The 26,230-nt window shown below is 72.7% G+C and carries 26 protein-coding genes; 9 read left to right on the top strand and 17 right to left on the bottom strand.

Going from position 1 to position 26,230, the window contains the following annotated elements:
- Nucleotides 1-161 precede the first annotated feature (161 nt).
- The 3 genes from JHAT_RS09815 to hisI all read right to left on the bottom strand — a co-directional run bounded on the left by JHAT_RS09815 (nucleotide 162) and on the right by hisI (nucleotide 2,787).
- On the bottom strand, nucleotides 162-803 hold the full coding sequence (locus JHAT_RS09815) for a TIGR02234 family membrane protein (protein WP_077797682.1): 642 nt from the start codon (nucleotides 801-803) through the stop codon (nucleotides 162-164).
- 62 nt (nucleotides 804-865) lie between these two features.
- Nucleotides 866-2,356 carry an anthranilate synthase component I gene (locus tag JHAT_RS09810; protein WP_253195454.1) on the bottom strand — a complete coding sequence of 497 codons (1,491 nt, stop codon included), beginning with the start codon at nucleotides 2,354-2,356 and terminating at the stop codon, nucleotides 866-868.
- 29 nt (nucleotides 2,357-2,385) lie between these two features.
- Entirely contained in the window at nucleotides 2,386-2,787 is a 402-nt protein-coding gene (gene hisI, locus JHAT_RS09805) for a phosphoribosyl-AMP cyclohydrolase (protein WP_077797711.1), read from the bottom strand.
- 83 nt (nucleotides 2,788-2,870) lie between these two features.
- On the opposite strand from hisI, the gene JHAT_RS09800 reads away from it, so the two are divergent.
- Nucleotides 2,871-3,506, top strand: coding sequence for a TIGR03085 family metal-binding protein (locus tag JHAT_RS09800; RefSeq protein ID WP_077797680.1), 636 nt, complete (start codon nucleotides 2,871-2,873; stop codon nucleotides 3,504-3,506).
- 82 nt (nucleotides 3,507-3,588) lie between these two features.
- Here the strand turns inward: JHAT_RS09800 and JHAT_RS09795 are convergent, their stop codons facing one another.
- From JHAT_RS09795 to hisD, 9 genes are read right to left on the bottom strand one after another with little or no spacing between them, the layout of a single operon-like run.
- On the bottom strand, nucleotides 3,589-4,839 hold the full coding sequence (locus JHAT_RS09795) for an MFS transporter (protein WP_107481886.1): 1,251 nt from the start codon (nucleotides 4,837-4,839) through the stop codon (nucleotides 3,589-3,591).
- Nucleotides 4,840-4,870: 31 nt separating this feature from the next.
- Nucleotides 4,871-5,626, bottom strand: a complete 756-nt coding sequence (hisF, locus tag JHAT_RS09790; protein ID WP_077797679.1) for an imidazole glycerol phosphate synthase subunit HisF — start codon at nucleotides 5,624-5,626, stop codon at nucleotides 4,871-4,873.
- Nucleotides 5,627-5,649: 23 nt separating this feature from the next.
- The gene (locus JHAT_RS09785; protein ID WP_077797678.1) at nucleotides 5,650-6,045 is read right to left on the bottom strand and encodes a RidA family protein; all 396 of its coding nucleotides are present in this window, start codon (nucleotides 6,043-6,045) and stop codon (nucleotides 5,650-5,652) included.
- Nucleotides 6,042-6,767 (bottom strand): bifunctional 1-(5-phosphoribosyl)-5-((5-phosphoribosylamino)methylideneamino)imidazole-4-carboxamide isomerase/phosphoribosylanthranilate isomerase PriA, encoded by a 726-nt coding sequence (priA, locus tag JHAT_RS09780; RefSeq protein ID WP_077797677.1) that lies wholly within the window; start codon nucleotides 6,765-6,767, stop codon nucleotides 6,042-6,044. Before priA ends, JHAT_RS09785 begins: the two co-directional genes overlap by 4 nt.
- 2 nt (nucleotides 6,768-6,769) lie before the next feature.
- Complete coding sequence (gene hisH / locus JHAT_RS09775; protein ID WP_077797676.1) at nucleotides 6,770-7,420, bottom strand: imidazole glycerol phosphate synthase subunit HisH; 651 nt, start codon at nucleotides 7,418-7,420, stop codon at nucleotides 6,770-6,772.
- Entirely contained in the window at nucleotides 7,411-7,575 is a 165-nt protein-coding gene (locus tag JHAT_RS34615) for a hypothetical protein (RefSeq protein ID WP_171990820.1), read from the bottom strand. The genes hisH and JHAT_RS34615 overlap by 10 nt, the downstream gene beginning before the upstream one ends.
- Entirely contained in the window at nucleotides 7,572-8,165 is a 594-nt protein-coding gene (gene hisB, locus JHAT_RS09770) for an imidazoleglycerol-phosphate dehydratase HisB (RefSeq protein ID WP_077797675.1), read from the bottom strand. Before hisB ends, JHAT_RS34615 begins: the two co-directional genes overlap by 4 nt.
- On the bottom strand, nucleotides 8,162-9,277 hold the full coding sequence (locus tag JHAT_RS09765) for a histidinol-phosphate transaminase (protein WP_077797674.1): 1,116 nt from the start codon (nucleotides 9,275-9,277) through the stop codon (nucleotides 8,162-8,164). Before JHAT_RS09765 ends, hisB begins: the two co-directional genes overlap by 4 nt.
- The gene (hisD, locus tag JHAT_RS09760) at nucleotides 9,274-10,599 is read right to left on the bottom strand and encodes a histidinol dehydrogenase (RefSeq protein WP_077797673.1); all 1,326 of its coding nucleotides are present in this window, start codon (nucleotides 10,597-10,599) and stop codon (nucleotides 9,274-9,276) included. The genes JHAT_RS09765 and hisD overlap by 4 nt, the downstream gene beginning before the upstream one ends.
- A gap of 200 nt (nucleotides 10,600-10,799) precedes the next feature.
- Between hisD and JHAT_RS09755 the strand changes: the two genes are divergently transcribed.
- The 4 genes from JHAT_RS09755 to ybaK all read left to right on the top strand — a co-directional run bounded on the left by JHAT_RS09755 (nucleotide 10,800) and on the right by ybaK (nucleotide 14,848).
- Entirely contained in the window at nucleotides 10,800-12,377 is a 1,578-nt protein-coding gene (locus tag JHAT_RS09755) for an oxidoreductase (protein ID WP_077797672.1), read from the top strand.
- 191 nt (nucleotides 12,378-12,568) lie between these two features.
- Entirely contained in the window at nucleotides 12,569-13,579 is a 1,011-nt protein-coding gene (locus JHAT_RS09750; protein ID WP_077797709.1) for a hypothetical protein, read from the top strand.
- A gap of 11 nt (nucleotides 13,580-13,590) precedes the next feature.
- Nucleotides 13,591-14,331 (top strand): LON peptidase substrate-binding domain-containing protein, encoded by a 741-nt coding sequence (locus JHAT_RS09745; protein WP_077797671.1) that lies wholly within the window; start codon nucleotides 13,591-13,593, stop codon nucleotides 14,329-14,331.
- Nucleotides 14,332-14,344: 13 nt separating this feature from the next.
- A complete protein-coding gene (ybaK, locus tag JHAT_RS09740) occupies nucleotides 14,345-14,848 on the top strand; it encodes a Cys-tRNA(Pro) deacylase (protein WP_077797708.1) in 504 nt (167 codons plus the stop codon).
- 49 nt (nucleotides 14,849-14,897) lie between these two features.
- Here the strand turns inward: ybaK and JHAT_RS09735 are convergent, their stop codons facing one another.
- From JHAT_RS09735 to JHAT_RS09720, 4 genes are all read right to left on the bottom strand, one after another.
- A complete protein-coding gene (locus JHAT_RS09735) occupies nucleotides 14,898-15,605 on the bottom strand; it encodes an AAA family ATPase (RefSeq protein WP_077797670.1) in 708 nt (235 codons plus the stop codon).
- 34 nt (nucleotides 15,606-15,639) lie between these two features.
- Nucleotides 15,640-16,455: an ABC transporter permease gene (locus tag JHAT_RS09730; protein WP_077797669.1), complete on the bottom strand. Its 816-nt coding sequence runs from the start codon at nucleotides 16,453-16,455 to the stop codon at nucleotides 15,640-15,642.
- A 119-nt stretch (nucleotides 16,456-16,574) separates the two neighbouring features.
- Nucleotides 16,575-17,549 (bottom strand): ABC transporter ATP-binding protein, encoded by a 975-nt coding sequence (locus tag JHAT_RS09725; RefSeq protein WP_077797668.1) that lies wholly within the window; start codon nucleotides 17,547-17,549, stop codon nucleotides 16,575-16,577.
- A gap of 120 nt (nucleotides 17,550-17,669) precedes the next feature.
- Complete coding sequence (locus JHAT_RS09720; protein ID WP_077797707.1) at nucleotides 17,670-18,884, bottom strand: NYN domain-containing protein; 1,215 nt, start codon at nucleotides 18,882-18,884, stop codon at nucleotides 17,670-17,672.
- A 225-nt stretch (nucleotides 18,885-19,109) separates the two neighbouring features.
- Between JHAT_RS09720 and JHAT_RS09715 the strand changes: the two genes are divergently transcribed.
- Nucleotides 19,110-19,274: a hypothetical protein gene (locus JHAT_RS09715; protein ID WP_077797667.1), complete on the top strand. Its 165-nt coding sequence runs from the start codon at nucleotides 19,110-19,112 to the stop codon at nucleotides 19,272-19,274.
- A gap of 84 nt (nucleotides 19,275-19,358) precedes the next feature.
- On the opposite strand, the gene dnaE is transcribed toward JHAT_RS09715, so the two are convergent.
- On the bottom strand, nucleotides 19,359-22,898 hold the full coding sequence (gene dnaE, locus JHAT_RS09710) for a DNA polymerase III subunit alpha (protein WP_077797666.1): 3,540 nt from the start codon (nucleotides 22,896-22,898) through the stop codon (nucleotides 19,359-19,361).
- Nucleotides 22,899-23,133: 235 nt separating this feature from the next.
- On the opposite strand from dnaE, the gene JHAT_RS09705 reads away from it, so the two are divergent.
- The 3 genes from JHAT_RS09705 (at nucleotide 23,134) to JHAT_RS09695 (ending at nucleotide 26,145) form a co-directional block, all read left to right on the top strand.
- Nucleotides 23,134-24,459, top strand: coding sequence for a DUF2252 domain-containing protein (locus tag JHAT_RS09705; RefSeq protein ID WP_077797665.1), 1,326 nt, complete (start codon nucleotides 23,134-23,136; stop codon nucleotides 24,457-24,459).
- Between the two features lie 92 nt (nucleotides 24,460-24,551).
- A complete protein-coding gene (locus JHAT_RS09700; protein WP_077797664.1) occupies nucleotides 24,552-25,259 on the top strand; it encodes a hypothetical protein in 708 nt (235 codons plus the stop codon).
- An 85-nt stretch (nucleotides 25,260-25,344) separates the two neighbouring features.
- A complete protein-coding gene (locus JHAT_RS09695) occupies nucleotides 25,345-26,145 on the top strand; it encodes a DsbA family protein (RefSeq protein WP_077797663.1) in 801 nt (266 codons plus the stop codon).
- Nucleotides 26,146-26,230: the final 85 nt, after the last annotated feature.

Genomic DNA, 26,230 nt, shown 5'->3' with positions numbered 1-26,230 from the left:
GACGCTCGCGCCCATTGTCCCGCACGGGCGCGCGCGTCATGACCGGGGGTGCTCCTCCACGCACACGTGGCGGCCGCCGGACGCCCCGGGCGTGGGTGGCGCGTGTACGGGTGCCCCCGCGCGCGCGGTCGAACCGCGCGTTCGTGCCGGGTCGCGGCGGGTCAGGCGCCGGTCGGGTCCTCGCCGCGGTCCAGGGCCTTCCACAGGTCCTCGGGGCGGTCGGGGTCGACGGTCCGTGCCGTGCGGCGGGGGCGCGGGGTGCCGTCGCGTTCGTAGCGGCCGGACATCGCGGGCCACAATCGGCCGTAGCGCAGGGCGAGCAGACCGGCCAGCAGGAGCAGCAGGCCGCCGACGGCCGCGACGTAGGGCCAGGCGGTGTGGGAGAGGGCGTCCACGGTGGCCGAGGTGTCGCCGGCGGCCTCGGCGGCCTTGTCGTCCAGCGCGGAGCTGTCCGAGGCGCCGGCCATCGCCGCGGCGACGGTGCCCGCGCCGCTCAGCGCGAGCAGGGCGGCGACGGCGAACCGTCCGGCGCGGCGGACGGCGAAGACGGCGACGAGCGCGGCGAGGCCGACTATCGCGAGCGCCGCGGGGACGCCCGTGACGTCGCTGCCCTTGGCGGACAGGGGGAACGCGCCGCCGGCCACCGTCGCGGTGCCCTGCGACCACTCCTGCCGGGTGGCGAGCAGGGCGACGGCCGCGCCGAGCGCACCGCACAGCAGGGCTGCGGCGAGGCTCCGGCGGCCGGCCCGGGCGGGTCCTGCGGCGGGGGTGCGGGGGTGAGGAACAGCTGTCACGTACTCCACTATCACCCGGACCCCGGGCGGACCGTCACCCGGGGCGGGGAATGCGGGACGTGAGAATGACCCTATTGCCCGAGCCGGTTGGCGGTGTGCACCGCCCGCAGCACCGCCGCCGCCTTGTTGCGGCACTCGGTGTCCTCGGCGACCGGGTCGGAGTCGGCGACGATGCCGGCGCCCGCCTGCACGTAGGCCGTGCCGTCGCGCAGCAGGGCCGTGCGGATGGCGATGGCGGTGTCGGAGTCGCCCGCGAAGTCGAGGTAGCCGACGCAGCCGCCGTACAGGCCGCGCCGGGACGGTTCGAGTTCGTCGATGATCTGCAGGGCGCGCGGCTTGGGCGCGCCGGAGAGCGTGCCGGCCGGGAAGCAGGCGGTGAGGACGTCGAAGGCGGTGCGGCCCGGGGCGACCCGGCCGGTGACCGTCGAGACGATGTGCATGACGTGCGAGTACCGCTCGACGGACATGAAGTCGACCACCTCGACGGAGCCGGGTTCGCAGACGCGTCCGAGGTCGTTGCGGCCCAGGTCGACGAGCATCAGGTGCTCGGCGCGCTCCTTGGGGTCGGCGAGCAGTTCGTCGGCGAGGACCTGGTCCTCCTGCGGGGTGGCGCCGCGCGGGCGGGTGCCGGCGATGGGGTGGACCATGGCCCGCCCGTCCTCGACCTTGACCAGCGCCTCGGGGGACGAGCCGACGACGTCGAAGCCGTCGAGGCGCAGCAGGTACATGTACGGGGACGGGTTGGTGGCGCGCAGCACCCGGTACACGTCCAGGGCGCTCGCCGTGCACGGCGTCTCGAAGCGCTGCGAGGGGACGACCTGGAAGGCCTCGCCCGCGCGGATGCGCTCCTTGATGTCCTCGACGGCCTCCTGGAAGTCGGGGCCGCCCCACAGCGCGGTGTACTCGGGCAGCTCGGAGGGCGGCAGGGCGGCCGGGGGCTGGGCGACGGCGCGCGTGAGGTCGGCCTCCATGGCGTCCAGGCGGGCGATGGCGTCGGCGTAGGCCTCGTCGACGCCGGTCTCCAGGTCGTTGTGGTTGATCGCGTTGGCGATCAGCAGGACCGAGCCCTCCCAGTGGTCCATGACGGCGAGGTCGCTGGTGAGGAGCATGGTCAGCTCGGGGAGCTTCAGGTCGTCGCGCTCTCCGGGGCCGACCTTCTCCAGGCGGCGCACGATGTCGTAGCCGAGGTAGCCGACCATGCCGCCGGTGAAGGGCGGCAGGCCCAGGTCGTGGGCGAGGTCGCGGGGGGTGTGCAGGGCCTCGACGGTGGCGCGCAGGGCGGCGAGCGGGTCGCCGCCGGTGGGGACGCCGACGGGCGGGGTGCCCTGCCAGTGGGCCTCGCCGTCCTTCTCGGTGAGGGTGGCGGCGCTGCGGACGCCGACGAAGGAGTACCGGGACCAGGACCGTCCGTTCTCGGCGGACTCCAGCAGGAAGGTGCCGGGGCGCTCGGCGGCGAGCTTGCGGTACAGGGCGACCGGGGTGTCGCCGTCGGCGAGGAGCTTGCGGCTGACCGGGATCACCCGGCGGTCGGCGGCCAGCTTGCGGAAGGTGTCGAGGTCCATGGCGTCCTTGTCGTCCATGTGGGCAGACCCTACTGATCGGCGCCGGGCGCGTCGGCACCCGTGCCGTCCCCGAGCAGGACGTCGGCGTCGAAGCAGGTGCGGGCGCCGGTGTGGCAGGCGGCGCCGACCTGGTCGACCTTGACCAGGACGGTGTCGGCGTCGCAGTCCAGGGCGACGGACTTCACCCACTGGAAGTGTCCCGAGGTGTCGCCCTTGACCCAGTACTCCCGGCGGCTGCGCGACCAGTAGGTGCAGCGGCCCGTGGTCAGCGTGCGGTGCAGCGCCTCGTCGTCCATCCAGCCGAGCATCAGCACCTCCCCGGTGTCGTACTGCTGGGCGATGGCGGGCAGGAGGCCGTCGGCACTGCGCTTGAGGCGCGCCGCGATCCGCGGGTCGAGCGGACTGGGGAGCCGGGGGGAGCTGCTGGTCATGACGCCCATTGTGCCGCGCGCGCGGGACACGCCCCGGCGCCGTCCACTGGGCGGACCCGGGGGTCGGCCGTAGGCTGGCTGACATGTCGACATTCGCGAAGCGTGAACGACTTCTGCTGGCCGACCTGTTGGAGACGGCGGGCCCGGACGCCCCCACCCTCTGCGAGGGCTGGCGGACCCGGGACCTCGCCGCGCACGTGGTGATCCGCGAGCGGCGGCCGGACGCCGCCGGCGGCGCCCTGGTCAAGCAGCTGGCGTCCCGTCTGGACCGGGTGATGGAGGAGTACGGCGCGAAGCCGTACGAGGAGCTGGTCCAGCTGATCCGCACCGGCCCTCCCCGGTTCTCGCCGTTCCAGCTCAAGCAGGTCGACGAGGCGGCGAACACGGTGGAGTTCTACGTCCACGCCGAGGACGTCCGCCGCGCCCAGCCGGACTGGTCGCCTCGCGAGCTGGACCCGGTCTTCCAGGACGCCCTGTGGTCCCGGCTGGAGCGCGCCGCCCGCCTGATGGGCCGGGGCATCCCGACGGGCCTGGTGCTGCGCCGCCCGAACGGCCAGACGACGGTCGCCCGCCGGGGTACGCCGGTGGTGACGGCGACGGGCGAGCCGTCCGAGCTGCTGCTGTTCGCGTACGGGCGGCAGGGCGCGGCGAAGGTGGAGCTGGAGGGCGAGAAGGACGCGATCGTCCGGCTGAGCGAGTCCAGGCAGCTCGGTATCTGAGCGGGTCCGGGCAGCTCGGCGTCCGGCGGCCGGGGGCGCCGGGTGGGGCTCCGGGGACGGCGCGGTCGCCCGCCCCGCGCGCTCACGCCGGCAGCTCGGCCCGGCGCACCCCGGGAGCGCACAGGGCGACCAGCCCGCCGAGGGCGCACACCGCGGCGCTCGCCGCGAAGACCGGGCCGGTGCCCCAGGCGCCGACGGCCGCTGCGGAGAGCGGCATGCTGAGCGGTGCCACGCCCAGGCTGACGATGCCGGCGACCGCCGTGACGCGCCCCAGGTAGGCGGGGTCGGACCGGGTCTGCAGCAGGGCCCCGCATACGGCGCCGCTGAGACCCGTGAGCAGTCCGACGGCCACCGCGATGCCGACGGCGACGGCGAGACCGGGGGCGTGCGGCAGGAAGCCGATCGCGGCGGCGCCGGGGACGAGGGCGCCGGCGGCGACGCATCCGGCGCGCGGCAGGCGGCCCCGTACGGTCAGCAGCAGGGCCGCCGTGCCGGCGCCGACGCCGAATCCCGCGAGCACCCAGCCCATCCCCGAGGCGCCCCAGCCGCGTTCGTCGGCGAGCAGGGTCAGCCCCACGTTGAGGGGGCCGACGAAACCGAGGTCGCCCAGCGCGATGGTCACCATCAGCGGGCCCAGGACGCGGTGCCGGCGGATGTACCGGAGCCCGGCCGCCAGGTCCCGCCACGCCGTGGTGCCGGCCGCCGTGTCGTCGGCGGGCAGTTCCCGCACGCGCACGGACACCAGCAGCGGCACCGACACGGCGATCAGCAGCCCGGCCAGGGCGAAGGCGGCGGCCGAACCGCCGACGGCCACGCCGAGCCCGCCGAGCGGGGCGCCGACGACGGCGGCGAAGCGGACGGCGAGGCCGCGCATGCCCTGGACACGGGCGAGCTGGTCCTTGGCGGTGATGCGGGCGGGCAGCGCCCCGACGGCGGGCATGAACACGGCGTCGACGGTGCCGAAGACGACGGCGAGCAGCACCAGCAGCCACAGCCCGGGGTCGGCCACGAAGAGCACCGCGGCGACCGTCAGGACGGTGACGCACCGTACGACGTCGCTGCCGATGACGACCCGGCGCGGGCCCAGCCGGTCGGCGACCACACCGCCGCCGAGCATGAGCAGCGCCCGGGGCACCGCGCTCACGGCGGTGACGATCCCGGCCTGGGCGGGGGTGCCGCTGCGCACGGCGGCCCAGGACAGCGCCAGGAAGAAGACGGTGTCGCCGAGCATGGAGGCGGTGTAGGCGGCGACCCAGCGCAGCACGTTGGCGTCGCGGTGTGCGGGTACGGAGGCGGAGGCGGTGGCGGCCCCCGGTACGCGGGTGTCCGGCACGGACGCGGTCCCCCGTCGCTGGCGTCTCTGGCTAACGGACAGGGTGGCCCGCCGTCCGGAGCGTCTCCTTCACCTCGCCGATGCGCAGGTCGCCGAAGTGGAAGACGGACGCCGCCAGCACCGCGTCCGCGCCCGCCGCGACGGCCGGCGGGAAGTCGGCGAGGCGGCCGGCGCCGCCGGAGGCGATCACCGGGACCGTGACGTGCTCGCGGACCGCCGCGATCATCTCCAGGTCGTAGCCGTCCTTCGTGCCGTCCGCGTCCATCGAGTTGAGCAGGATCTCCCCCGCGCCCAGCTCGGCGGCCCGGTGCGCCCACTCGACCGCGTCGATGCCGGTGCCGCGCCGGCCGCCGTGGGTGGTCACCTCGAAGGTGCCGGCCTCGGTGCGGCGGGCGTCGACCGACAGCACCAGGACCTGACGGCCGAAGCGCTCGGCGATCTCGCGGATCAGGTCCGGGCGGGCGATGGCGGCGGTGTTGACGCCCACCTTGTCCGCGCCGGCCCGCAGCAGCTTGTCGACGTCCTCGGCGGTGCGCACGCCGCCGCCGACGGTCAGCGGGATGAACACCTGCTCGGCGGTGCGGCGCACCACGTCGTAGGTCGTCTCACGGTTGCCCGACGAGGCGGTGATGTCCAGGAACGTCAGCTCGTCGGCGCCCTCGGCGTCGTACACCTTGGCCATCTCGACGGGGTCGCCCGCGTCGCGCAGGTTCTGGAAGTTGACGCCCTTGACGACCCGGCCGTTGTCCACGTCCAGGCAGGGGATGACTCGGACCGCCAGGGTCATGAATCCACGGCTCCTCTTGCCTCTTACTGCTCTCTGAATGCTTCCAGCTCCACCGACACCAGGACCCGCGAGTCGATGAAGCCCTCCACGACCAGCAGGGTCGTGGCCGGGCGCACGGAGGCGAACAGCTCCTTGTGGGCCCGGCCCACCTCGTCGACGTCGCGCGAGTGGGCCAGGTACACCCGGGTCCGGATCACGGACTCGATGCCCAGCCCGAACGCGCCGATCGCCTCGAGGGCGGTGGCGAAGGCCACCTTCGTCTGTTCGTACGGGTCGCCGTCGCCGTACAGCACGTCGCCCTTGAAGGCGGTCGTGCCCGCCACGACGACACGATCGCCCGCCGCGACGGCCCGTGCGAAACCGAAGGACTCTTCCCAGGGACTTCCGCTCTGCACGCGCCGTACGGCTTCGGACGTCATGGCGACACAGCCTCCAAGGCCTCTTCCAGGGTGAACGCCTTCGCGTACAGGGCCTTCCCGACGATGGCGCCTTCGACACCGGCGGGGACGAGACCGGCGATCGCGCGCAGGTCGTCCAGGGAGGACACGCCGCCGGACGCCACCACCGGGCGGTCGGTGGCCGCGCAGACGTTCTTCAGGAGCTCCAGGTTGGGGCCCTGGAGGGTGCCGTCCTTGGCGATGTCGGTGACGACGTAGCGGGCGCAGCCCTCCTTGTTCAGGCGGTCCAGCGTCTCGTAGAGGTCGCCGCCGTCGCGGGTCCAGCCGCGGCCGCGCAGGGTGGTGCCCCGTACGTCCAGACCGACCGCGATCTTGTCACCGTGCTCGGCGATGACCTTGGCGACCCACTCGGGGGTCTCCAGGGCGGCCGTGCCGAGGTTGACGCGGGTGCAGCCGGTGGCGAGCGCGGCGGCGAGGGTGTCGTCGTCGCGGATGCCGCCGGACAGCTCGACCTTGATGTCCATGGCCTTCGCGACCTCGGCGATCAGCTCGCGGTTGTCCCCGGTGCCGAACGCGGCGTCCAGGTCGACCAGGTGCAGCCACTCGGCGCCGGAGCGCTGCCAGGCGAGGGCGGCCTCCAGCGGGGAGCCGTAGGAGGTCTCGGTGCCGGACTCGCCGTGCACGAGGCGGACGGCCTGGCCGTCGCGGACGTCGACGGCGGGGAGGAGTTCGAGCGTGCTCATCTCTACAGGGTCTCGATCCAGTTGGTGAGGAGCTGGGCTCCGGCGTCGCCGGACTTCTCGGGGTGGAACTGGGTGGCCCACAGGGCGCCGTTCTCCACGGCCGCCACGAAGGGCTTGCCGTGCGTGGACCAGGTCACCTTGGGCGCGGCGATCAGCGGGTTGTGCGTCTCCAGCGACCAGTCGTGGACCGCGTAGGAGTGCACGAAGTAGAAGCGGGCGTCCGCGTCCAGGCCGGCGAAGAGCTGGGAGTCGGCCGGGGCCTCGACCGTGTTCCAGCCCATGTGCGGCACGACGTCGGCCTGGAGGGGACCGACCGTGCCGGGCCACTCGTCCAGGCCCTCGGCCTCCACGCCGTGCTCGATGCCGCGGGCGAAGAGGATCTGCATGCCGACGCAGATGCCCATCACGGGGCGTCCGCCGGCCAGCCGGCGTTCGACGACCCAGTCGCCGCGGGCGGCCCGCAGGCCGTCCATGCAGGCGGCGAAGGCGCCGACGCCGGGGACCAGCAGTCCGTCGGCGTTCATGGCCTTGTCGTAGTCACGGGTGATCTCGACGTCGGCTCCCGTGCGCGCGAGGGCGCGCTCGGCGGAGCGGACGTTGCCGAAGCCGTAGTCGAAGACGACGACCCGCTTGGCGGGAGAGGTCAATTCCACACCTCCAGCCTCATGACGCCCGCGACGAGACACATCACGGCGCCGATGGAGAGCAGGACGATGAGCTGCGTGGGCATCTTCTGCTTGACGAAGGAGATGATGCCGCCGACGAGGAGCAGGCCGAGGAAGATCAGCGCGGTCGAGGAGCCGTTCACAGCGCGCCCTTCGTGGAGGGCAGGATGCCGGCCGCGCGCGCGTCACGCTCCGAGGCGTAGCGCAGGGCCCGGGCGAGCGCCTTGAACTGGCACTCCACGATGTGGTGCGCGTTGCGCCCGTACGGCACGTGCACGTGCAGCGCGATCCGCGCCTGGGCGACGAAGGACTCCAGGATGTGCCGGGTCATCGTGGTGTCGTACTCGCCGATCATCGGCGCCATGTTCTCGGGCTCGGTGTGCACGAGGTAGGGGCGGCCGGAGAGGTCGACGGTGACCTGGGCGAGGGACTCGTCCAGCGGGACCGTGCAGTTGCCGAAGCGGTAGATGCCCACCTTGTCCCCGAGGGCCTGCTTGAAGGCGGCGCCCAGGGCGAGGGCGGTGTCCTCGATGGTGTGGTGGGAGTCGATGTGCAGGTCGCCGTCGGTCTTCACGGTCAGGTCGAACAGACCGTGCCGGCCGAGCTGGTCGAGCATGTGGTCGTAGAAACCGACGCCGGTGGCGATGTCGGTCCTGCCGGTGCCGTCGAGATCGATCTCGACGAGGACCGAGGTCTCCTTGGTGGTGCGCTCCACGCGCCCGACGCGGCTCATCCGCTGTGCTCCTGTTCCTTCTTCAGTTCGCGTACCGCATCGAGGAACGCGTCGTTCTCCTGGGGGGTGCCGGCGGTCACCCGCAGCCATCCCGGTACGCCGTTGTCCCGCACCAGGACGCCCCGGTCGAGGATCTTCCGCCAGGTGGCGTGCGCGTCCGCGAACCGCCCGAACTGGACGAAGTTGGCGTCGGACTCGGTGACCTCGTAGCCGAGGGCGCGCAGTTCGGCCACCAGCCGGTCCCGCTCGGCCTTCAGCTGCTCGACGTACTTCAGCAGCGTGTCCGTGTGCTCCAGGGCGGCCAGCGCGGTCGCCTGGGTCACGGCCGACAGGTGGTAGGGCAGCCGGACGAGCTGTACGGCGTCGACGACGGCCGGGTGCGCGGCGAGGTAGCCCAGGCGCAGGCCCGCCGCGCCGAACGCCTTCGACATCGTGCGCGAGACGACGAGGTGGGGCCGTCCGTCCAGCAGCGGCAGCAGCGAGGCGCCGTGGCTGAACTCGATGTAGGCCTCGTCCACGACCACCATCGACGGCTTCGCCGCCTGCGCGGCCTCGTACAGGGCGAGGACCGTCTCGGCCGGGACCGCGTTGCCGGTGGGGTTGTTGGGGGTGGTGATGAAGACGACGTCCGGGCGGTGCTCGGCGATCGCCTTCTGGGCGGCGGGCACGTCGACGGTGAAGTCCTCGTTGCGCGGGCCGGAGATCCATCCGGTGCCGGTGCCGCGCGAGATGAGGGCGTGCATCGAGTACGACGGCTCGAAGCCGATCGCGGTGCGGCCCGGGCCGCCGAAGGTCTGCAGCAGCTGCTGGATGACCTCGTTGGAGCCGTTGGCCGCCCAGACGTTGCTCACGTCCAGGGGGTGGCCGGACGTCTTCGTCAGGTACTCGGCGAGCTGCGTGCGCAGCTCGACCGCGTCCCGGTCCGGGTAGCGGTTGAGGTCGCGGGCGGCCTCGCGGACCCGCTCGGTGATCCGCTCCACCAGCGCGTCGGGCAGGGGGTAGGGGTTCTCGTTGGTGTTCAGCCGTACGGGCACGTCCAGCTGGGGCGCGCCGTAGGGGGACTTGCCGCGCAGCTCGTCCCGTACGGGGAGGTCGTCGATACCGAACGTCACTTGCTCTCCGGAACCTTCCAATCGAACCGGGCCTTGATCGCCGCGCCGTGCGCGGGCAGGTCCTCCGCCTCCGCCAGCGTCACCACGTGGTGCGCGACCTCGGCCAGCGCGTCCCGCGTGTAGTCGACGATGTGGATGCCGCGCAGGAAGGACTGGACCGACAGGCCCGAGGAGTGGCAGGCGCAGCCGCCGGTGGGCAGGACGTGGTTGGACCCGGCCGCGTAGTCGCCGAGGGAGACGGGCGCCCAGGGGCCGACGAAGATCGCGCCGGCGTTCTTCACGCGCTCGGCGACGGCGGCGGCGTCGGCGGTCTGGATCTCCAGGTGCTCGGCGCCGTACGCGTCGACCACGCGCAGGCCCTCGTCGATGCCGTCGACCAGCACGATCGCGGACTGCCTCCCCTTGAGGGCTGGCACGATCCGGTCGTCGACGTGCTTGGTGGCCGCGACCTGCGGCTCCAGCTCGCGCTCGACCGCGTCGGCCAGCTCCACGGAGTCGGTGACCAGGACGGCGGCGGCCAGCGGGTCGTGCTCGGCCTGGCTGATCAGGTCGGAGGCGACGTGCGCCGGGTCGGCCGTCGAGTCGGCGAGGACGGCGATCTCGGTCGGGCCGGCCTCGGCGTCGATGCCGATCCTGCCGGTGAAGTACCGCTTGGCGGCGGCGACCCAGATGTTGCCGGGGCCGGTGACCATGTTGGCGGGCGGGCAGGACTCGGTGCCGTACGCGAACATCGCGACGGCGGTGGCGCCGCCGGCCGCGTACACCTCGTCGACGCCGAGCAGGGCGCAGGCGGCGAGGATCGTCGGGTGCGGCAGCCCGCCGAACTCGGCCTGGGCGGGAGAGGCGAGCGCGATCGACTCGACGCCGGCCTCCTGGGCCGGGACGACGTTCATCACCACGGACGACGGGTACACCGACCGGCCGCCGGGCGCGTACAGGCCGACCCGCTCGACCGGCACCCACTTCTCGGTGACCGAGCCGCCGGGCACCACCTGGGTGGTGTGGGTCGTGCGGCGCTGTTCGCGGTGGACGAGGCGGGCGCGGCGGACGGACTCCTCCAGGGCCGCGCGCACGGCCGGGTCGAGCTCCTCCAGCGCGCGCGCGAGCGCGGCGGCCGGAACGCGTACTTGGTCGAGCTTGACGCCGTCGAACTGCTCGGCGAAGTCGATCAGCGCCGCGTCACCACGATGATGCACGGCCTCGCAGATCGGACGCACCTTCTCCAGGGCGGCCGAGACGTCGAAGTCGGCTCGGGGCAGCAGGTCGCGCAGGGCGGGGCCCTCAGGGAGGACGTCGCCGCGCAGATCGATTCGGGAGATCACGGAACCAATTCTCTCAGACCCGCGTCGGAGACCGTTCGCGCGTATCAATGACTGATACGGAAAGCGACGGCTCGTCACGGCCGGCCGTGGAATCCGGCGAATCACCCTCACGTGGAGTGTTCGACTCGTCACCCAGCGGGCATGAACGGTTGTACGAAGCGTGAGTGACCCGCGAGTAGCCGGGGAGGGGGTGAAGTGCCGTGACCGAAGGGGACGGCCGTCGTGACGGAGAGCTGCCGGACGACCTGACCGTCGCGGAGGCGGGCATGTGGCAGGCCTTCCGCAACGGCAGCGTGTACGACCTGAGCAGCGGGGACGCGTTCGTCGACGATCCGCACGGCGGACAGCCGTGGGGACCCGAGCGGACCGTGCGGGCCCGCATCGTGTGCTGGCTGTTGCTCGACGGCCCGCCCGCGCTCGCGGGCCGCGTGTCCTCGCTGCAGCTCGTGGGCGTGCAGATCAGCGACACGATGGACCTGGCGGGCGGCACGGTGGTGCCGTACGTGGAGCTGCGGGGCTGCCGCTTCGAGCGGGAGGTCCTGCTGCCCGAGACCCGCTTCACGACCCTGCGACTGGTGGACTGCTCGGTGCCGCGGCTGGAGGCGGCCCGGCTGCACACCGAGGGCGATCTGCACCTGCCGCGCTGCCGGATCCCGGGCGGGATCCGGCTCACCGACGCCCAGATAGGCACCGACCTGCTGCTCAACCAGGCGGTCGTGCACCGGGACCGCAGCGGCCGCTCCATAGCCGCGGACGGCATGTCCGTCGGCCAGGACCTCCAGGCCGAGCTGCTGGAGTCGTACGGCGAGGTGAGCCTGCGCAGCGCCCAGGTCGGCGTCTCCCTGAGCCTGCGCGGCGCCCGGCTGCTCAACCCGTACACGCGGTACGCGCTGAACGCCCCGCGGCTGGCGGTGGAGCGCACCCTGTACCTGACGCCGGCGGGCCTGGGCAGCCCGATGCTGCGGGGCACCACTCCGGCGCAGGGGACGCGGATCCAGGTCTTCGAGTGCGAGGGCGGGGTGCGGCTGGACGACGGGCGGTTCGGTGACGCGGTCGACTTCGAGCACGCCCGGTTCACCTTCACCGACGACCAGGAGCTGTCGCTGCGCCGGGTGCAGACGCCCGAGCTGCGCTTCCTGGGCGAGCGGCCGGCGCGGGGGCGGGTGGTGCTGTCGGGGGCGCGGGTGGTCAACCTGATGGACCGGGCGGACAGCTGGCCGGGCCCGGGCCGGCTCCAGATGGGCGGCTTCGCCTACGAGAACCTGGTGCCGCGGGGGCCGTTCCCGCTGGCGAAGCGGCTGCGGTGGGTGGGCGCCGCGACCGCCGAGTACCACCCCGAGCCGTACGAGCGCCTCGCCGCCGTGCTGCGGGCCTCCGGCGAGGACGAGGACGCCCGCGAGGTGCTGCTCGCCAAGCACCGGCGGCGGCGCGAGAGCCTGCCGCTCGCCGCGAAGCTGGTGGGGTACGCGCAGGACTGGACGGTGGCCTACGGCTACCGGCCGGGCCGGGCCGCGGTGTGGATGGCGGTGCTGTGGGCGGCGGGCTCGTTCGCCTTCTCGCGCGCCGACCATCCGCCGCTCAAGAGCGGCGAACACCCGGACTGGAACCCGGCCCTGTTCGCCCTCGACCTGCTGCTGCCGGTCATCGACCTGGGCCAGGTGGGCTTCTGGCAGCTGCGCGGCGGCTGGCAGTGGCTGGCGGCGGCGATGATCCTGCTCGGCTGGATCCTCGCCACGACGGTCACGGCCGGCGCGACGAGACTCCTGCGCCGCAACTGACCCCGACGACGTCCGCACGGGTGGTGCGGGTGACACGGGCGGCACGGGCGGTACGGGTGACGCGGGCGGAAAGCCGCAGGGCGGAGGCGGAACCGGACCGGAGGTGGAGCCGGGCCGGAGCCGGGCCGGAGCCGGGAAGGCCCCGTGGGGATCCGCACAACCATCCCGTGCCGTCGGCCGTCGTACTGGCCATGCTGCGCGCGTTCCTCCGTACGTCGCGGCCCGCCGCCGCACCGACCACCGACGACGAGGCCGACGTGCTCCTCGACGCCCCCGACGACCGCCTCGCCCCCGCCCTGGTCGCCGCGGCCCGCGGCGAGTACGGGCCCGCGGCCGACCTGCTCGCCGGCACCCGCGAGAACGCCGAGTGGGAGCACCGCGACCGTTACGCGACCCGACTGGCCGCCTTCGCCCGCTCCCGCTCCGAATGGCTCGAGCACTGGTGCACCACCGCCCCGGACGACCCCGGTGCCCTGCTGGTCCGGGCCCGGCTGGCCGTGGACCGCTGCTGGGACTCACCGGCCCGCGCCGAACTCCTGCGCCAGGTGGGCCCGGCGGTCACCGCCGCCACCGAGGCCGGCGGGCCCGACCCGGTGCCGTGGTGCGTGGCGCTGGACACCGCCCGGGGCGCGCACGCGGGGCACGCCGAGTTCGAACGGCTGTGGGAGCAGGCGGTCCGTCGCTCCCCGCACCACTACGGCTGCCACGTCGCCGCCCTGGAGTACCTGGCGGCCTCCTCCCCCGGGGCCCACCGCGAGTGCCTCGACTTCGCCGAGACGGCCGCGCAGGACGCCCCCGAGGACGCGTTCGTACGCGCGCTGCCGGTGCGGGCGGTCTTCGCCTGCCTGACCCGCGGCGGCCAGGTGTCCGGCGTGGTCCGGGCCCGGCTGGACGCGGCGGCCGACCGTGCGATCGCCCTGTCGGCCGCGTACCCGGCGGCGGACCCCTGGCCGGCGGAGCTGCGCAACCTGCTGACGTACGTCCTGGTCCGCCTGGAGCGCCCGCGGGACGCGGCGGAACAGCTGCGGCTGACCGGCCCGTACGTCACGTCCTTCCCGTGGGACCGGGACACGGACGACCCGCTCGGCCGGTTCCTCCAGGTGCGCGGGAGCGTCCGCGCGGCGGTGCGGCCACGGGGGCGACGGGGGGCGCACCATCCACGAAGTGGGCACGACGGTCCCCTCCGTCCCGGTGACCATTAGGCTTCTGCGTCGTGACCACCGTCCGGCTCCCCCTCTTCCCCCTGAACACGGTGCTGTTCCCGGGGCTGGTGCTCCCGCTGAACGTCTTCGAGGAGCGCTATCGCGCCATGATGCGCGAACTGCTGAAGATCCCCGAGGAAGAACCGCGCCGGTTCGCCGTCGTGGCGATCCGCGACGGCCACGAGGTCGCCCCCAGCGCCCCCGGCATGCCCGACCCGACGGCCGCGCCCGAGCGCGGGCCCGCGGCCGGGTTCGGCCCGGACCCGGCCAAGGCCTTCCACAAGGTGGCCTGCATCGCGGACGCCGCCACGATCCGGGAGCGGGCCGACGGCACCTTCGAGGTGCTGGCGACCGGGACGAACCGGGTGCGCGTGCTGTCGGTGGACGCCTCGGGGCCGTTCCTGACGGCCGACCTCGAACCGCTGGCCGAGGAACCCGGGGACGAGGCGGGAGCGCTGGCCGAGGGGGTGCTGCGGTCGTTCCGCCAGTACCAGAAGCGCCTGGCGGGGGCCCGGGAGCGCTCGCTGGCGACCGGCGCGGACCTGCCGGACGAACCGGGCGTGGTCTCCTACCTGGTCGCCGCCGCGATGACGCTGGACACACCGACCAAGCAGCGCCTGCTCCAGGCACCGGACACCGCGTCCCGGCTGCGCGACGAGCTGAAACTCCTTCGCACCGAGACCGCCATCATCCGTACGCTGCCGTCCCTGCCGGCGTCCGACCTGACGCGCGGCCCGACGAGTTTCAACTGAGGTGCCGGTCCGGATGGCGAAGAAGTCGAAGAAGCAGCAGCAGTCGGGGGGAACGCCCGCGACGGTGGCCCTCACGGCGGCCGGGGTGGCGTACACGGTCCACGCCTACGACCACGACCCGGCCCATCCGTCCTACGGCGAGGAGGCGGCCGAGGCGATGGGGGTGTCGCCGGAGCGCGTCTTCAAGACACTGGTGGCGGACGTCGACGGCGCGCTGACGGTCGCGGTGGTCCCGGTGGCGGGCCAGCTCGACCTGAAGGCGCTGGCGTCCGCGGTCGGCGGCAAGCGGGCGGCGATGGCCGACCCGGCCCTGGCGGAGCGCACCACGGGGTACGTGCGGGGCGGCATCTCCCCCCTCGGCCAGCGCAAACGGCTCCCGACGGTCCTGGACGCGTCGGCCTGCGGGCACGCCACGATCTGCGTCTCGGCGGGCCGCCGCGGCCTGGAGGTCGAGCTGTCCCCCGACGACCTGGCGAAGCTGACGGCCGCGGTCCTCGCCCCGATCGGCCGCGCCTGACCTGGGGCCTGTTGCGAAAGTGGCCCCAGGGCCTGTTGCGCAACAGGCCCTAGGCGGACTTCCCGCCGTGGGGCCCCTGCGGGTACCGCGGCGGGTGGTACGGCTGGTGCTGGGCGTACGGGTCCGGGTCCCGGGGGCCGAACAGACCCGTCAGCCCCAGGTGCACCACGAGGGCGGCGAACGGCCAGGCCAGCCACGCCCCCTTCGCGCCCAGCTTCAGCGGAGCGGAGAACGTCGTCCCCTTGCCCACCTCCCGCGCGCGGGCGATCACGTCCTGTCCGGGCCCCAGCCACACCCCGACCCGCCACGCCAGCAGCGATCCGAGGAAGGCGCCGACGCCCAGCGCCACCACCAGCGGCACGCCCCCGCGCCGCCGCAGCAGGAAGACGACCAGGGCGCTGAGCACCCCGAACCCGAGCGCGAGCAGCGTGAAGGTTCCGTCGACCCCGACGGCCTGCTCGCCCTCGGAGTCCTTCAGGTAGACCACCCAGCTGCCGTCCACCACGTCACCGACGAGCGGCACGCGCGGCGCCAGCCACCACCACAGCACGCCCAGCAGGGCCCCGGAGAGGGCCACCGCCACCAGGGTCACGGCCGCCTGCCGCGCTTCGGTCAGCATCCCGGGGCCGTCCTGTTCGCCGTGGGGGTCGTCGTACGCGGTGCCCACCGCATGCGCGCCCACGGGCGGCGGCACCGTCCCGCCGTGGGACGACGAGTGTTCGTGCGGTGGCGGAGGAGGAGTCAGAGGTGCGGTCACCCCGCCATCGTGCCAAACCCGCCTGTGCGGTGCGTCACCGGACGGCGGCCCGGCGGTACGCCCAGGTGGCGACGGCCAGGGAGATCACGCCGACCGCCGCGCACACGGCGAGGTCACCGAGGACGAAGGCCCAGTCGGGCCTCGCCCCGAAGGTGCGCGCGAAGGCCTCCACGCCGTACGTCGAGGGCAGCAGGTCGCGGGCCAGCCGTACCGCCTCCGGCATCCGCTCGGCGGGCAGCACGCCCAGCAGCAGCGCCGCCGACATGCCCAGCTGGCCCAGCAGGGTGGCGAGCTCCGGCCGGGGCGCGAGCAGGCCCAGCGCCGCCCCCAGTCCGGCGAGCGCGGCGCCCGCCAGCGGGATCACGGCCGCCAGCACCCACAGGTGCGTCATCGGCAGCCCGAACAGCAGGCAGCCGAACACCGCCGTCACCACGGTCCCGGGCACGGTGAAGGACGCGTACGCGCCCGCCGCGCCCAGCACCACCGCGGCGGGCGGTACCGGCAGGGTCGCGTAGTGGTCGAGGCCGCCGCTGGCGCGCAGCTGGCCGAAGTACTGGGCGAGGAGGTTCAGCGCGACGAAGGCCACGACGAGCACCGCCGACCCGGCGACCACGGCCCGGGCCTCGCCGCCGCCGTCCACGACGCCGCGCATCAGGATCATGATGCCGATCGACTGGAACGTCGCCACGAACAGCAGCGGGATCCGCGCGACCCGCGCCCGGGACAGCTGCGCCCGGTACACGGCCACCAGGGAGGGCCACAGCCGTGCCCGGGGCCCGAGCGCGGCGGCGCCCTGCTCCCGGGCGGGCGGGGCACCGTCGGACAGGACTTCGGCGGGTACGACACTCACGTCGCGCTGTTCCCCTTCACCATTCGTCGCCGAGCCGGTCCCCACCGGTCCGGTCCCCACGGAGGCACTCACCCCGTCCGGTACGGACGCGGCGCCGCGCGTTCCCACCGCTCGCCCGCTCACGCCCTGACCAGCCCCTGGCGCGCGGCGCCGCCCAGCGCCAGGTACACGTCCTCCAGGCTGGGCGTGGCCAGGGTGAAGTCGTCCAGCGCGGCGAAGGCGGCCCCGCCGGTGACGGTGGCGACGACCGCGCGGGCCTCCTCCGGGGCGAGCCGCAGCGTCCAGCGGCGGCCCGACTCCGCGGCCCGGTCGCGCAGGGCGGCGACCTCGGGCACGCCCAGCGGTGCGCTCTCGCGCCACACCAGGTCGACGCGGACCTCGCCGGCGACCTGCTCCTTGAGTCCGGCCGGGGTGTCGCAGGCGATCACGCGGCCGCGGTCGAGGACGGCGACCCGGTCGAGGACGGTCTCGGCCTCGATGACGTTGTGGGTGACGAGCAGCACGGTGGTGCCGCGCTCGGCCCGCCGGCGGTCGACGGCGGCCCAGACCGCACGCCGTGCCACCGGGTCCATGCCGGTGGTCGGCTCGTCCAGGACGAGCAGCGGGCGCTCCCCCACCAGCGCGGCGGCGAAGCAGGCCAGGCGCCGCTGCCCGCCGGAGAGCTTCCTGAGCGGGCGCGAGGCGAGGGGGGTCAGACCCAGTTCGTCGAGGACGGCGTCCCGCTCGGCACGGGCGTCGCGGGCGTCCAGGCCGCGCAGCCGTCCGGTGGTCTCGGCGGCGAGCGAGACGGTCAGCTCGTCGAGGGCGCTGGATTCCTGGCCGAGGTAGGCGAGGATCCGTGCGGCCCGCTCGGGGTGGCGCACGATGTCGTGGCCGAGGATCTCCACGCTGCCGCCGTCGGGTCGCATCAGGCCGGTCAGCTGGCGGACGAGGGTGGACTTCCCCGCGCCGTTCGGCCCGAGCAGTCCGAAGATCTCACCGCGGCGGATCTCCAGCGTCACGTCGTCGGTGGCCCGGACCTCGGGGGCGGCGGGAACGCCGCGCCGGCCGCGTACCGCCGCATAGGTCTTGGTCAGTCCGCGCACCACGCACACGGCATCGCCACCGGGTCGAAGTGCCTGTGTCGCGCGCGTATTCACAAGGGACGAGAGTACGTGGTCGCCGCCCCCGCCCCACCCTCGGGTCCGCCCATGAGCATCGATTCGTCCGGGGCGTCACTCCCCGGTGGGGGTTCGCTCGGTGGCGGTCCGCACGTCGATCTCCCGCCAGAACCCGGCCCTGATCGCGTACCGGTCGTGCTCGTCGATCTGGTCGTCCTTGTGGGCCAGCAGTCCGAACCGGGCGGCGTACCGCAGCAGCTCGCCGTCGACGCGGTGCGGGATGCGGGGGTACATGCCCGACAGTCTCTGCAGGTGGACGTGGTCGCCGAGGCGTTCCACCCAGCGGCGGGCGAAGACCTGGCCGACCTCGTAGGGGTCGCCGCCGACCGTGGTGATGTCCTCCTCGCGGTCGGCCCAGCGCTGCTCGGCCGTGGTGAGCTGGGCCAGCGTCGGCAGCGAGACGGCCTCGGCCGGCTCGCCGGCGGGCCGGTCGACCCAGCCCTTGTCGGAGGACCAGCGCAGGGTGGCGTTGGCCGGCTGCGGGGCGGGGTGGGCGCCGGGGGCGCGCAGGGCGGCCAGGTCCTTGGGGGTGGGGACGCCCCTGGCGGGCGTCGCGCGCTCCTCGGTGCCGTTGCGGGCGACGGTGTCCGCGACGGGGTGCGCGGGTTCCCGGGCGGGCCGTTCGGCCGTGGCGGACAGGGCGGACTCGGGCAGCGGCGCGGACAGGATCGCGGCGATCTCGGGCCGGGGCGCGGGGGGCTGCGCGCAGATGCCGCCGGTCTCCTTGGCGCGCACGGCCCTGGTGATCCAGGCGCGGTCCAGTACGCGGCGCTCGTCGGCCTCGGCGACCAGGTCCTCGGACTGGTTGTAGTCGCCGTCGGCGGCCTGCACGGCCCACAGGTGGACGGCGACGCCGTGCTCCTTGGCGGCCATCATGCCGGGCAGCAGGTCGCCGTCGCCGGTCACCAGGACGATGTCGGAACAGGCCCGGTTGCGGGCCAGCTCGGTCAGCTCGGCGTGCATGGCCGCGTCCACGCCCTTCTGCGCCCAGCGTCCGTCGCTGCGCGTGAGGGCGCCGAGCCGGACGGTGACCCGGGGCATCACGCGCAGCCGGCGGTGCTCGGGCTGCGGGACGCGGTCGGGGGCGCCGTCGAACCAGTAGATGCGCAGCAGGGGCTGCTGCGTGTCGGACTCGGCGCGATCGCGCAACCCCTGGACGAGGGCGGTGTGGTCGACGGTGATGCGCGAGCGCGAGGGCTCCCCGGCGAGGAGACTGGCGGCGGCCCCCAGCAGATACCCGGCGTCCACCAGGACGATGCAGCGGTCCACGCGGTCCACCCTCTTTCCGGGAGGTTTGCTTCGGGCTTCCTTCGAGTCTGCCCGACGGCGCGGAGGTTAACGGGCCGAACTCGATCTTCGGCGTGGCGTTTCGGCGGTCCGTGGCCCGACGAGCCGCGTCACGCACGGTAATTACCCGATATGCGTTCTTTTTCAGTCTATGTGACTCTGAGGCGGTACCTGGCCCGACAGATCCCCCTCAGGAGGTAGATCACCATGGCCAAGAACAAGAACAACCGTGACCGTAAGCAGTCCCCGTCCGCCCGTGCCCCGCAGGCCGCCGACTCGGCCGTGCTGGACCGCGAGGAGCAGCACGCCCCGCCGCTGTCGCCCGGCGACGCGGCCTCCCGCAAGCGGCAGAAGCGCTTCGGCCACAACTGACGTCCGGCGCACGGGCCGTTGCGCCCGCCGTGACACGAAGGGGCGCACCCGGTGCCGGGTGCGCCCCTTCGCCGCTTCGGCCGTTCAGCCCGCCAGGCAGGACGGGCCGAGCAGCACCTTCAGGTCGCCGAACAGGGCCGGATCGGGCTTCACCCGGTGCCGGTCCAGGCGCAGCACCGTCGTCTTCGTCGGCCCCTGGAGCTTGATCCGCACCTCGCTGTCGCCCTTGTGGTGCGTGAGGATCTCGCCGAGGCGGCTGACCATCGGCGGGGTGACCCGGGTCGCCGGGATGGTGAGGACCACGGGCGCGTTGGTGCCCGCGTTGGACAGGTCGGGGATCATCAGCTCCATCGCGACCAGGCGCGGCACGTCCTCCCGCTTGTCGAGGCGTCCCTTGACGAACACCACGGCGTCCTCGACGAGTTGGGTGGACACCAGCTGGTAGGTCGCGGGGAAGAACATGCACTCGATGGAGCCGGCCAGGTCCTCGACGGTGGCGATGGCCCAGGCGTTGCCCTGCTTGGTCATCTTGCGCTGCAGGCCGGAGATGATGCCGCCGATGGTGACGACCGCGCCGTCGCCGAAGTCCCCGCCGGTGAGCTGGGAGATGCCCGCGTCGGCCTTGTCGGACAGCACGTGCTCCAGGCCGAAGAGCGGGTGGTCGGAGACGTACAGGCCGAGCATCTCCCGCTCCTGGGCGAGGAGGTAGGTCTTGTCCCACTCCTCGTCGCCGAAGGTGACGTCGAGTCCGAAGCCCGGTTCGTCGTTCGCCTCCTCGCCCATGCCCCCGAAGAGGTCGAACTGGCCCTCGGCCTCCTTGCGCTTGACCGCGACCACGTTGTCGATCATCGGTTCGTACTGCGCGGTGAGGCCCTTGCGGGTGTGCCCCATCTCGTCGAAGGCGCCGGCCTTGATCAGCGACTCCGTCGTCCGCTTGTTGCAGACGACCGCCTCGACCTTGTCCAGGTAGTCGGGAAAGGAGGTGAACTTCCCCTTGGCCTTGCGGGACCTGATGATCGAGTCGACCACGTTGGTGCCCACGTTGCGGACGGCGGAGAGGCCGAAGAGGATCACGTCGTCGCCCTGCGCGGCGAAGTTCGCCTCGGACTCGTTGACGTTGGGCGGCAGCACCCGGATGCCCATGCGGCGGCACTCGTTGAGGTAGACCGCCGACTTGTCCTTGTCGTCCTTGACGGAGGTGAGCAGCGCGGCCATGTACTCGGCGGGGTGGTTGGCCTTGAGGTACGCCGTCCAGTACGAGACCAGGCCGTACGCGGCCGAGTGCGCCTTGTTGAACGCGTATCCGGCGAAGGGGACCAGCACGTCCCACAGCGCCTGGATGGCCTCGTCGCTGTAGCCGTTCTTCTTGGCGCCGGCCTGGAAGATGGTGAAGTTCTTCGCCAGTTCGTCGGGCTTCTTCTTGCCCATCACGCGGCGGAGGATGTCGGCCTCGCCGAGCGAGTACCCGGCGATGATCTGGGCGGCCTTCTGCACCTGCTCCTGGTAGACGATCAGGCCGTAGGTGACGTCCAGGACCTCCTTGAGCGGCTCCTCCAGCTCCTTGTGGATCGGCGTGATCTCCTGGAGGCCGTTCTTGCGCAGCGCGTAGTTGGTGTGCGAGTCCATGCCCATGGGGCCGGGCCGGTAGAGCGCGGAGACGGCGGAGATGTCCTCGAAGTTGTCGGGCTTCATCAGCCGCAGCAGCGAGCGCATGGGTCCGCCGTCGAACTGGAAGACGCCTAGCGTGTCGCCGCGCTGGAGCAGCTCGAAGGTCGTGGGGTCGTCCAGCGGCAGCGACAGCAGGTCGAGGTCGATGCCCTTGTTGGACTTCACCATCTTGACGGCGTCGTCCATGATCGTGAGGTTGCGCAGGCCGAGGAAGTCCATCTTCAGCAGGCCGAGCGACTCGCACTGCGGGTAGTCCCACTGCGTGATGGTGACGCCGTCGGTGTGCCGCACCCAGATCGGGGCGTGGTCGACGATGGGCTCGCTGGACATGATCACGCCGGCGGCGTGCACGCCCATCTGCCGCACCAGGCCCTCGACGCCCTTGGCGGTGTCGATGACCTTCTTCACGTCCGGCTCGTTCTCGTACATCGAGCGGATCTCGCCGGCCTCGCTGTAGCGCGGGTGCGTCGGGTCCGTGATGCCGTTGAGGTCGATGCCCTTGCCGAGGACGTCGGCGGGCATGGCCTTGGTGAGCCGGTCGCCCATCGCGTACGGGTAGCCCAGCACGCGCGCGGAGTCCTTGATGGCGTTCTTCGCCTTGATCTTGCCGTACGTGCCGATCATGGCGACCTTGTCGGCGCCGTACTTCTCCGTCACGTACCTGATCACCTCGACGCGCCTGCGCTCGTCGAAGTCGATGTCGACGTCGGGCATGGAGACGCGCTCGGGGTTGAGGAACCGCTCGAAGATCAGGCCGTGCGGGATCGGGTCGAGGTCGGTGATGCCCATCGCGTACGCCACGATCGAGCCGGCCGCGGAGCCTCGGCCGGGGCCGACGGCGATGCCCTGCTTCTTGGCCCACATGATGAAGTCGGCGACGACGAGGAAGTACCCCGGGAACCCCATCTGGATGATGACGTCCATCTCGTACTCGGCCTGCTTCTGGCGGTCCTCGGGGACACCGCCGGGGAAGCGGCGCTCCATGCCGCGGCGGACCTCCTCCTGGAACCAGGTGACCTCGGTGTAGCCCTCGGGGATGTCGAACTTCGGCATGAGGTCGCGCTTGACGAACATGCCCTCGGTGTCGACCATCTCGGCGACCAGGAGCGTGTTGGCGCAGCCCTCCTGCCAGGCGTCCGAGGAGTCGATGGCGTACATCTCCTCCGTGGACTTCAGGTAGTAGCCGGTGCCGTCGAAGCGGAAGCGGTCCGGGTCGGAGAGGTTCTTGCCGGTCTGGATGCACAGCAGCGCGTCGTGGGCGGTCGCCTCGTGCGCGTAGGTGTAGTGCGAGTCGTTCGTCACCAGCGGCGGGATGCCGAGCTTCCTGCCGATCTCCAGCAGGCCGTCGCGGACCCGGTGCTCGATGTCGATGCCGTGGTCCATCAGCTCCAGGAAGTAGCGGTCCTTGCCGAAGATGTCCTGGTAGTCGGCGGCGGCCTTCAGGGCCTCGTCGAAGTGGCCGAGGCGCAGCCGGGTCTGCACCTCTCCGGAGGGGCAGCCGGTGGAGGCGACGATGCCCTCCGACCACTGGGCGATGGTCTCCTTGTCCATCCGGGGCCACTTCTGGAGCCAGCCCTCGGCGTACGCGTCGGAGGAGAGGCGGAAGAGGTTGTGCAGGCCCGTCTTGTTCACGGCCCACATCGTCTTGTGGGTGTAGCCGCCCGAACCGGAGACGTCGTCCCGCTTCTGGTGCGGCTGGCCCCACTGGATCTTGCGCTTGTTGCGGCGCGACTCGGGAGCGACATAGGCCTCGATCCCGATGATCGGGGTGATCCCGGCCTTCTTCGCGGAGTGGAAGAAGTCGTACGCCCCGTGCAGGTTGCCGTGGTCGGACATGGCGATGTGCGTCATGCCCATCTCGTTGCACGCCTCGAACATGTCCTTGAGCCGCGCGGCACCGTCCAGCAGCGAGTACTGGGTGTGGACGTGCAGGTGCGTGAACGGCGGCTTGGACACGTGCGGCCTCCTGGGAAAACTTTGGGTGACGGGCTGCGGTCAGTCCGGGGGTCAGCGTCGAAGTCTATGCCCCGGGACTGACACTCCGGGGCTCCGGCCGCGTACCTTCGTGCGGGGCCCCGCGCGTCGGGCCGGCCCCGGGCCGCGGGCACTCCCGCACGCCCTCGAACGTTGGTCCGAGTGCGGTTTCCGCTCCACTCGCCCACGCACCACCCGTACCAGGAGGCACCCAGCGATGTCGGTTTCGCAGCTCAGCGACGAGCACCGCGGCGAGGAGATCCTCGCCGTCTTCGACACCGCGTTCGGCGAGCTCCTGGCCGCCGACCCGGCCGCGTTCCGCGTGAAGTTCCGGAAGATGGCGGCCTCGGCCTTCGCCTTCTACCGGGGCACGGCGTGCCTCTTCTACCACGACCTGGACGCGGGGACCGCGGGCGGCCCGTACCTGGACGAGCGGACCTCCCGGGTGTGGATCCACGGCGACCTGCACGCGGAGAACTTCGGCACGTACATGGACTCCACCGGCCGCCTGATCTTCAACGTCAACGACTTCGACGAGGCCTACGTCGGCCCCTTCACCTGGGACCTCGAGCGCTTCGCGGCCTCCGTCGCGCTGATCGGGTACGCGAAGGCGCTCAGCGACGAGCAGATCACCGAGCTGGTGCGGGTGTACGCGGGCGCGTACCGGGAGCGGATCCACTCGCTGGCGACGGGTGCCAAGAGCGACGAGGTGCCGCCGTTCACGCTGGACACCGCTCAGGGCCCGCTGCTGGGCGCGCTGCGCGTGGCCCGTTCGCTGACCCGGTTCGGGCTGCTGGACTCGATGACGGAGATCCGCGACTTCGAACGCCGCTTCGCCGCCGGCGGCGGCTCCGTCGAGCTGGACGCGGCCACGCGCTACAAGGTGCTGGCCGCCTTCGACGGCTACCTGGAGACGCTCCCGGACTCGTCGCTGACCCGTCCGGACTCCTACCGCGTCAAGGACGTCGTGGGCCGCCGGGGCATCGGCATCGGCTCCGCCGGGCTGCCGTCGTACAACATCCTCCTGGAGGGCAACAGCGACGCCCTGGAGAACGACGTCGTGATCTACGTCAAGCAGGCCCAGACCCCGGCGGTCTCCCGGCACGTCACCGACCGGGCGATCCGGGACTACTTCCAGCACGAGGGCCACCGCACGGTGATCTCCCAGCGCGCCCTGCAGGCGCACGCCGACCCGTGGCTGGGGTGGACCGAGCTGGACGGCGCGGGCCAGCTGGTCGCCGAGGTCTCGCCGTACGCGGTGGACCTGGACTGGGGCGACATCGACGACCCCGAGGAGATCGCCGAGGTCGTCGCCGACCTGGGGCGGGCCACGGCCGCGATGCACGCGGCGGCGGACGACCAGTCCGGCGAGTCCCTGGTGCCGTTCTCCACCGAGCGGGCCATCGACGCGGCGATCGCGGCCGACGAGGAGGGCTTCGCGCCCCTGCTGGTCGACTTCGCCCACACCTACGGGGCACGCGCGCGCGCCGACCACCAGATCTTCGTCGACCTCTTCCGCAACGGCCGGATCCCGGGTCTGTGACCGCCGGCTCTCCCCGGGGACCCTTCGGGGGTCTCTCACAGGGACCCTTTAGGGGCCTCTTACCGGGACCCGTGACACACTCTTGATTCGCTATGGACATATCCGGAACCCCGCTCAGAGCCGTACGCGCGGCGCTGTTCACGGCACTCGTCGTGACGCTCAGCACCGCGTCGCACGTGCTGCTGTCCGGGGTTCCGCTGCCCCTGAGCACGGTGGCCGCGGTCGCCGCCGCCGTGTTCCTGATCGCGTACGCCCTGGCCGGGCGGCGCGAGCGCGGCTTCGGACGGATCGCCGCCCTGCTGATCCCTCTGGAGCTGGCCGCCGACACCGTCCTCACCACCGGCCAGCACGTCTGCTACGGCAGGGCGGGCGGCCCGGTCACGGGGCCCCTGCGCTCCGTCGGCTTCGACGTGCTGTGCGGCGACGGCACGGGGGTGGGGGCCGGCGTCGGCGCACCGCTGACCCGGGTGACCGGCGCCGACACCGACCGGCTCGCGGCCCTGCTCGCCCACGCCGATCCCGCGACCGCCTGGCTGCTGCTCGGCGCGCACGTCGGCGTCGGGCTGCTCGCGGCGGCCTGGCTGCGGCGCGGCGAGCGGGCGCTGGGCCGGTTGCTGGGCGCGGTGGCCGCGACGACCTTCCGGCCGCTCCTGCTCGCCGTCGCGGCCGTGACCGTCCGCCGGACGCCGGCGGTGCGCCGCCCGGTCCCGGCGGTCCGCCGCACCGCCGGCGCCCGCGAGCGGATCCTCGCGCACTCCCTGGGACGGCGCGGACCGCCGGTCTCGCTCGCCCTCGTGTGACCCCCCGGTCACCGAGCGCCGACAGCCAGCCCCCGTACCCATTTCCGCACACACCCGTGTGCGCGTCCCCGGAGAGAACATCACCATGAGCAAGCGGAACAGCCAGGCGGCGAAGACGGCGGCCCGTGAGCGCCTGCGCGAGGAGCGCGAGCGCCAGGCCCGGCGCGACAAGGTCAAGCGGCAGGTCATCGTGGCCTGCTCCATCGTCGGTGTGCTGGCGGTGGCCGGCGGCATCGGCTACGCCGTCGTGCAGATGAACGAGCCCACCGGGTGGGAGAAGGCCGCCGAGGCGAAGGTGGTGGCACCGGCCCACACCTCGGGCAAGGACGGCACCACGATCGTGGCCGGCGACTCCAAGTCCGACAACGTGATCCACCTCTACGAGGACCCGCGCTGCCCGGCCTGCGCCTCCCTCGAGCAGAACCTCGGCGAGACCATCAACAAGGGCATGGAGGACGGCGACTACAAGCTCTCCTTCACGATCGGCACCTTCCTCGACGGCAACCTCGGCGGGGAGGGTTCGAAGAACGCCCTCAGCGCACTGGGCGCCGCCCTGAACGTCAGCACCGACGCGTTCATCGACTACAAGACCGCGCTGTACTCCGCCGAGCACCACCCGGCCGAGACGACCGACGAGTTCGCCAAGGACGACTACCTGATCAAGGTGGCCGACACGGTCGACGCCCTGAAGAACAACAAGAAGTTCCAGGACGCCGTGAAGCAGGGCACCTACGACGCGTGGGCGATGCGCATGAGCAAGTCCTTCGACGACTCCGACGGTGTCCAGTCGACCCCGACCATCAAGATCAACGACAAGGTGATCGAGAACCCGAGCACGGTCGCCGACTGGCAGAAGGCGCTCAAGGACGCGGGCGTCACCAAGTAACCCGGGTCACCGGGCAGTCGACGAGCGGGCGAACTTTTGCGAGTTCGCCCGCTCGCGCGCGTACCGATCAGTAACCTGATCGGCC

The organism is Streptomyces sp. JHA26 (assembly GCF_002005565.1).
In the GTDB taxonomy this organism is placed as follows: Bacteria; Actinomycetota; Actinomycetes; order Streptomycetales; family Streptomycetaceae; genus Streptomyces.
The sequence above is the reverse complement of the archived record's forward strand: the minus strand, read 5'-3'. Positions and strand labels throughout refer to the sequence as shown.

Bases quoted from the DNA above. Each gene is read 5' to 3' on its own strand.
- JHAT_RS09810 (WP_253195454.1), bottom strand. From the start codon at position 2,356: ATGGACCTCGACACCTTCCGCAAGCTGGCCGCCGACCGCCGGGTGATC.
- hisI (WP_077797711.1), bottom strand. From the start codon at position 2,787: ATGACCAGCAGCTCCCCCCGGCTCCCCAGTCCGCTCGACCCGCGGATC.
- JHAT_RS09800 (WP_077797680.1), top strand. From the start codon at position 2,871: ATGTCGACATTCGCGAAGCGTGAACGACTTCTGCTGGCCGACCTGTTG.
- hisF (WP_077797679.1), bottom strand. From the start codon at position 5,626: ATGACCCTGGCGGTCCGAGTCATCCCCTGCCTGGACGTGGACAACGGC.
- JHAT_RS09785 (WP_077797678.1), bottom strand. From the start codon at position 6,045: ATGACGTCCGAAGCCGTACGGCGCGTGCAGAGCGGAAGTCCCTGGGAA.
- priA (WP_077797677.1), bottom strand. From the start codon at position 6,767: ATGAGCACGCTCGAACTCCTCCCCGCCGTCGACGTCCGCGACGGCCAG.
- hisB (WP_077797675.1), bottom strand. From the start codon at position 8,165: ATGAGCCGCGTCGGGCGCGTGGAGCGCACCACCAAGGAGACCTCGGTC.
- JHAT_RS09750 (WP_077797709.1), top strand. From the start codon at position 12,569: ATGCTGCGCGCGTTCCTCCGTACGTCGCGGCCCGCCGCCGCACCGACC.
- ybaK (WP_077797708.1), top strand. From the start codon at position 14,345: ATGGCGAAGAAGTCGAAGAAGCAGCAGCAGTCGGGGGGAACGCCCGCG.
- JHAT_RS09715 (WP_077797667.1), top strand. From the start codon at position 19,110: ATGGCCAAGAACAAGAACAACCGTGACCGTAAGCAGTCCCCGTCCGCC.
- JHAT_RS09705 (WP_077797665.1), top strand. From the start codon at position 23,134: ATGTCGGTTTCGCAGCTCAGCGACGAGCACCGCGGCGAGGAGATCCTC.
- JHAT_RS09700 (WP_077797664.1), top strand. From the start codon at position 24,552: ATGGACATATCCGGAACCCCGCTCAGAGCCGTACGCGCGGCGCTGTTC.
- JHAT_RS09695 (WP_077797663.1), top strand. From the start codon at position 25,345: ATGAGCAAGCGGAACAGCCAGGCGGCGAAGACGGCGGCCCGTGAGCGC.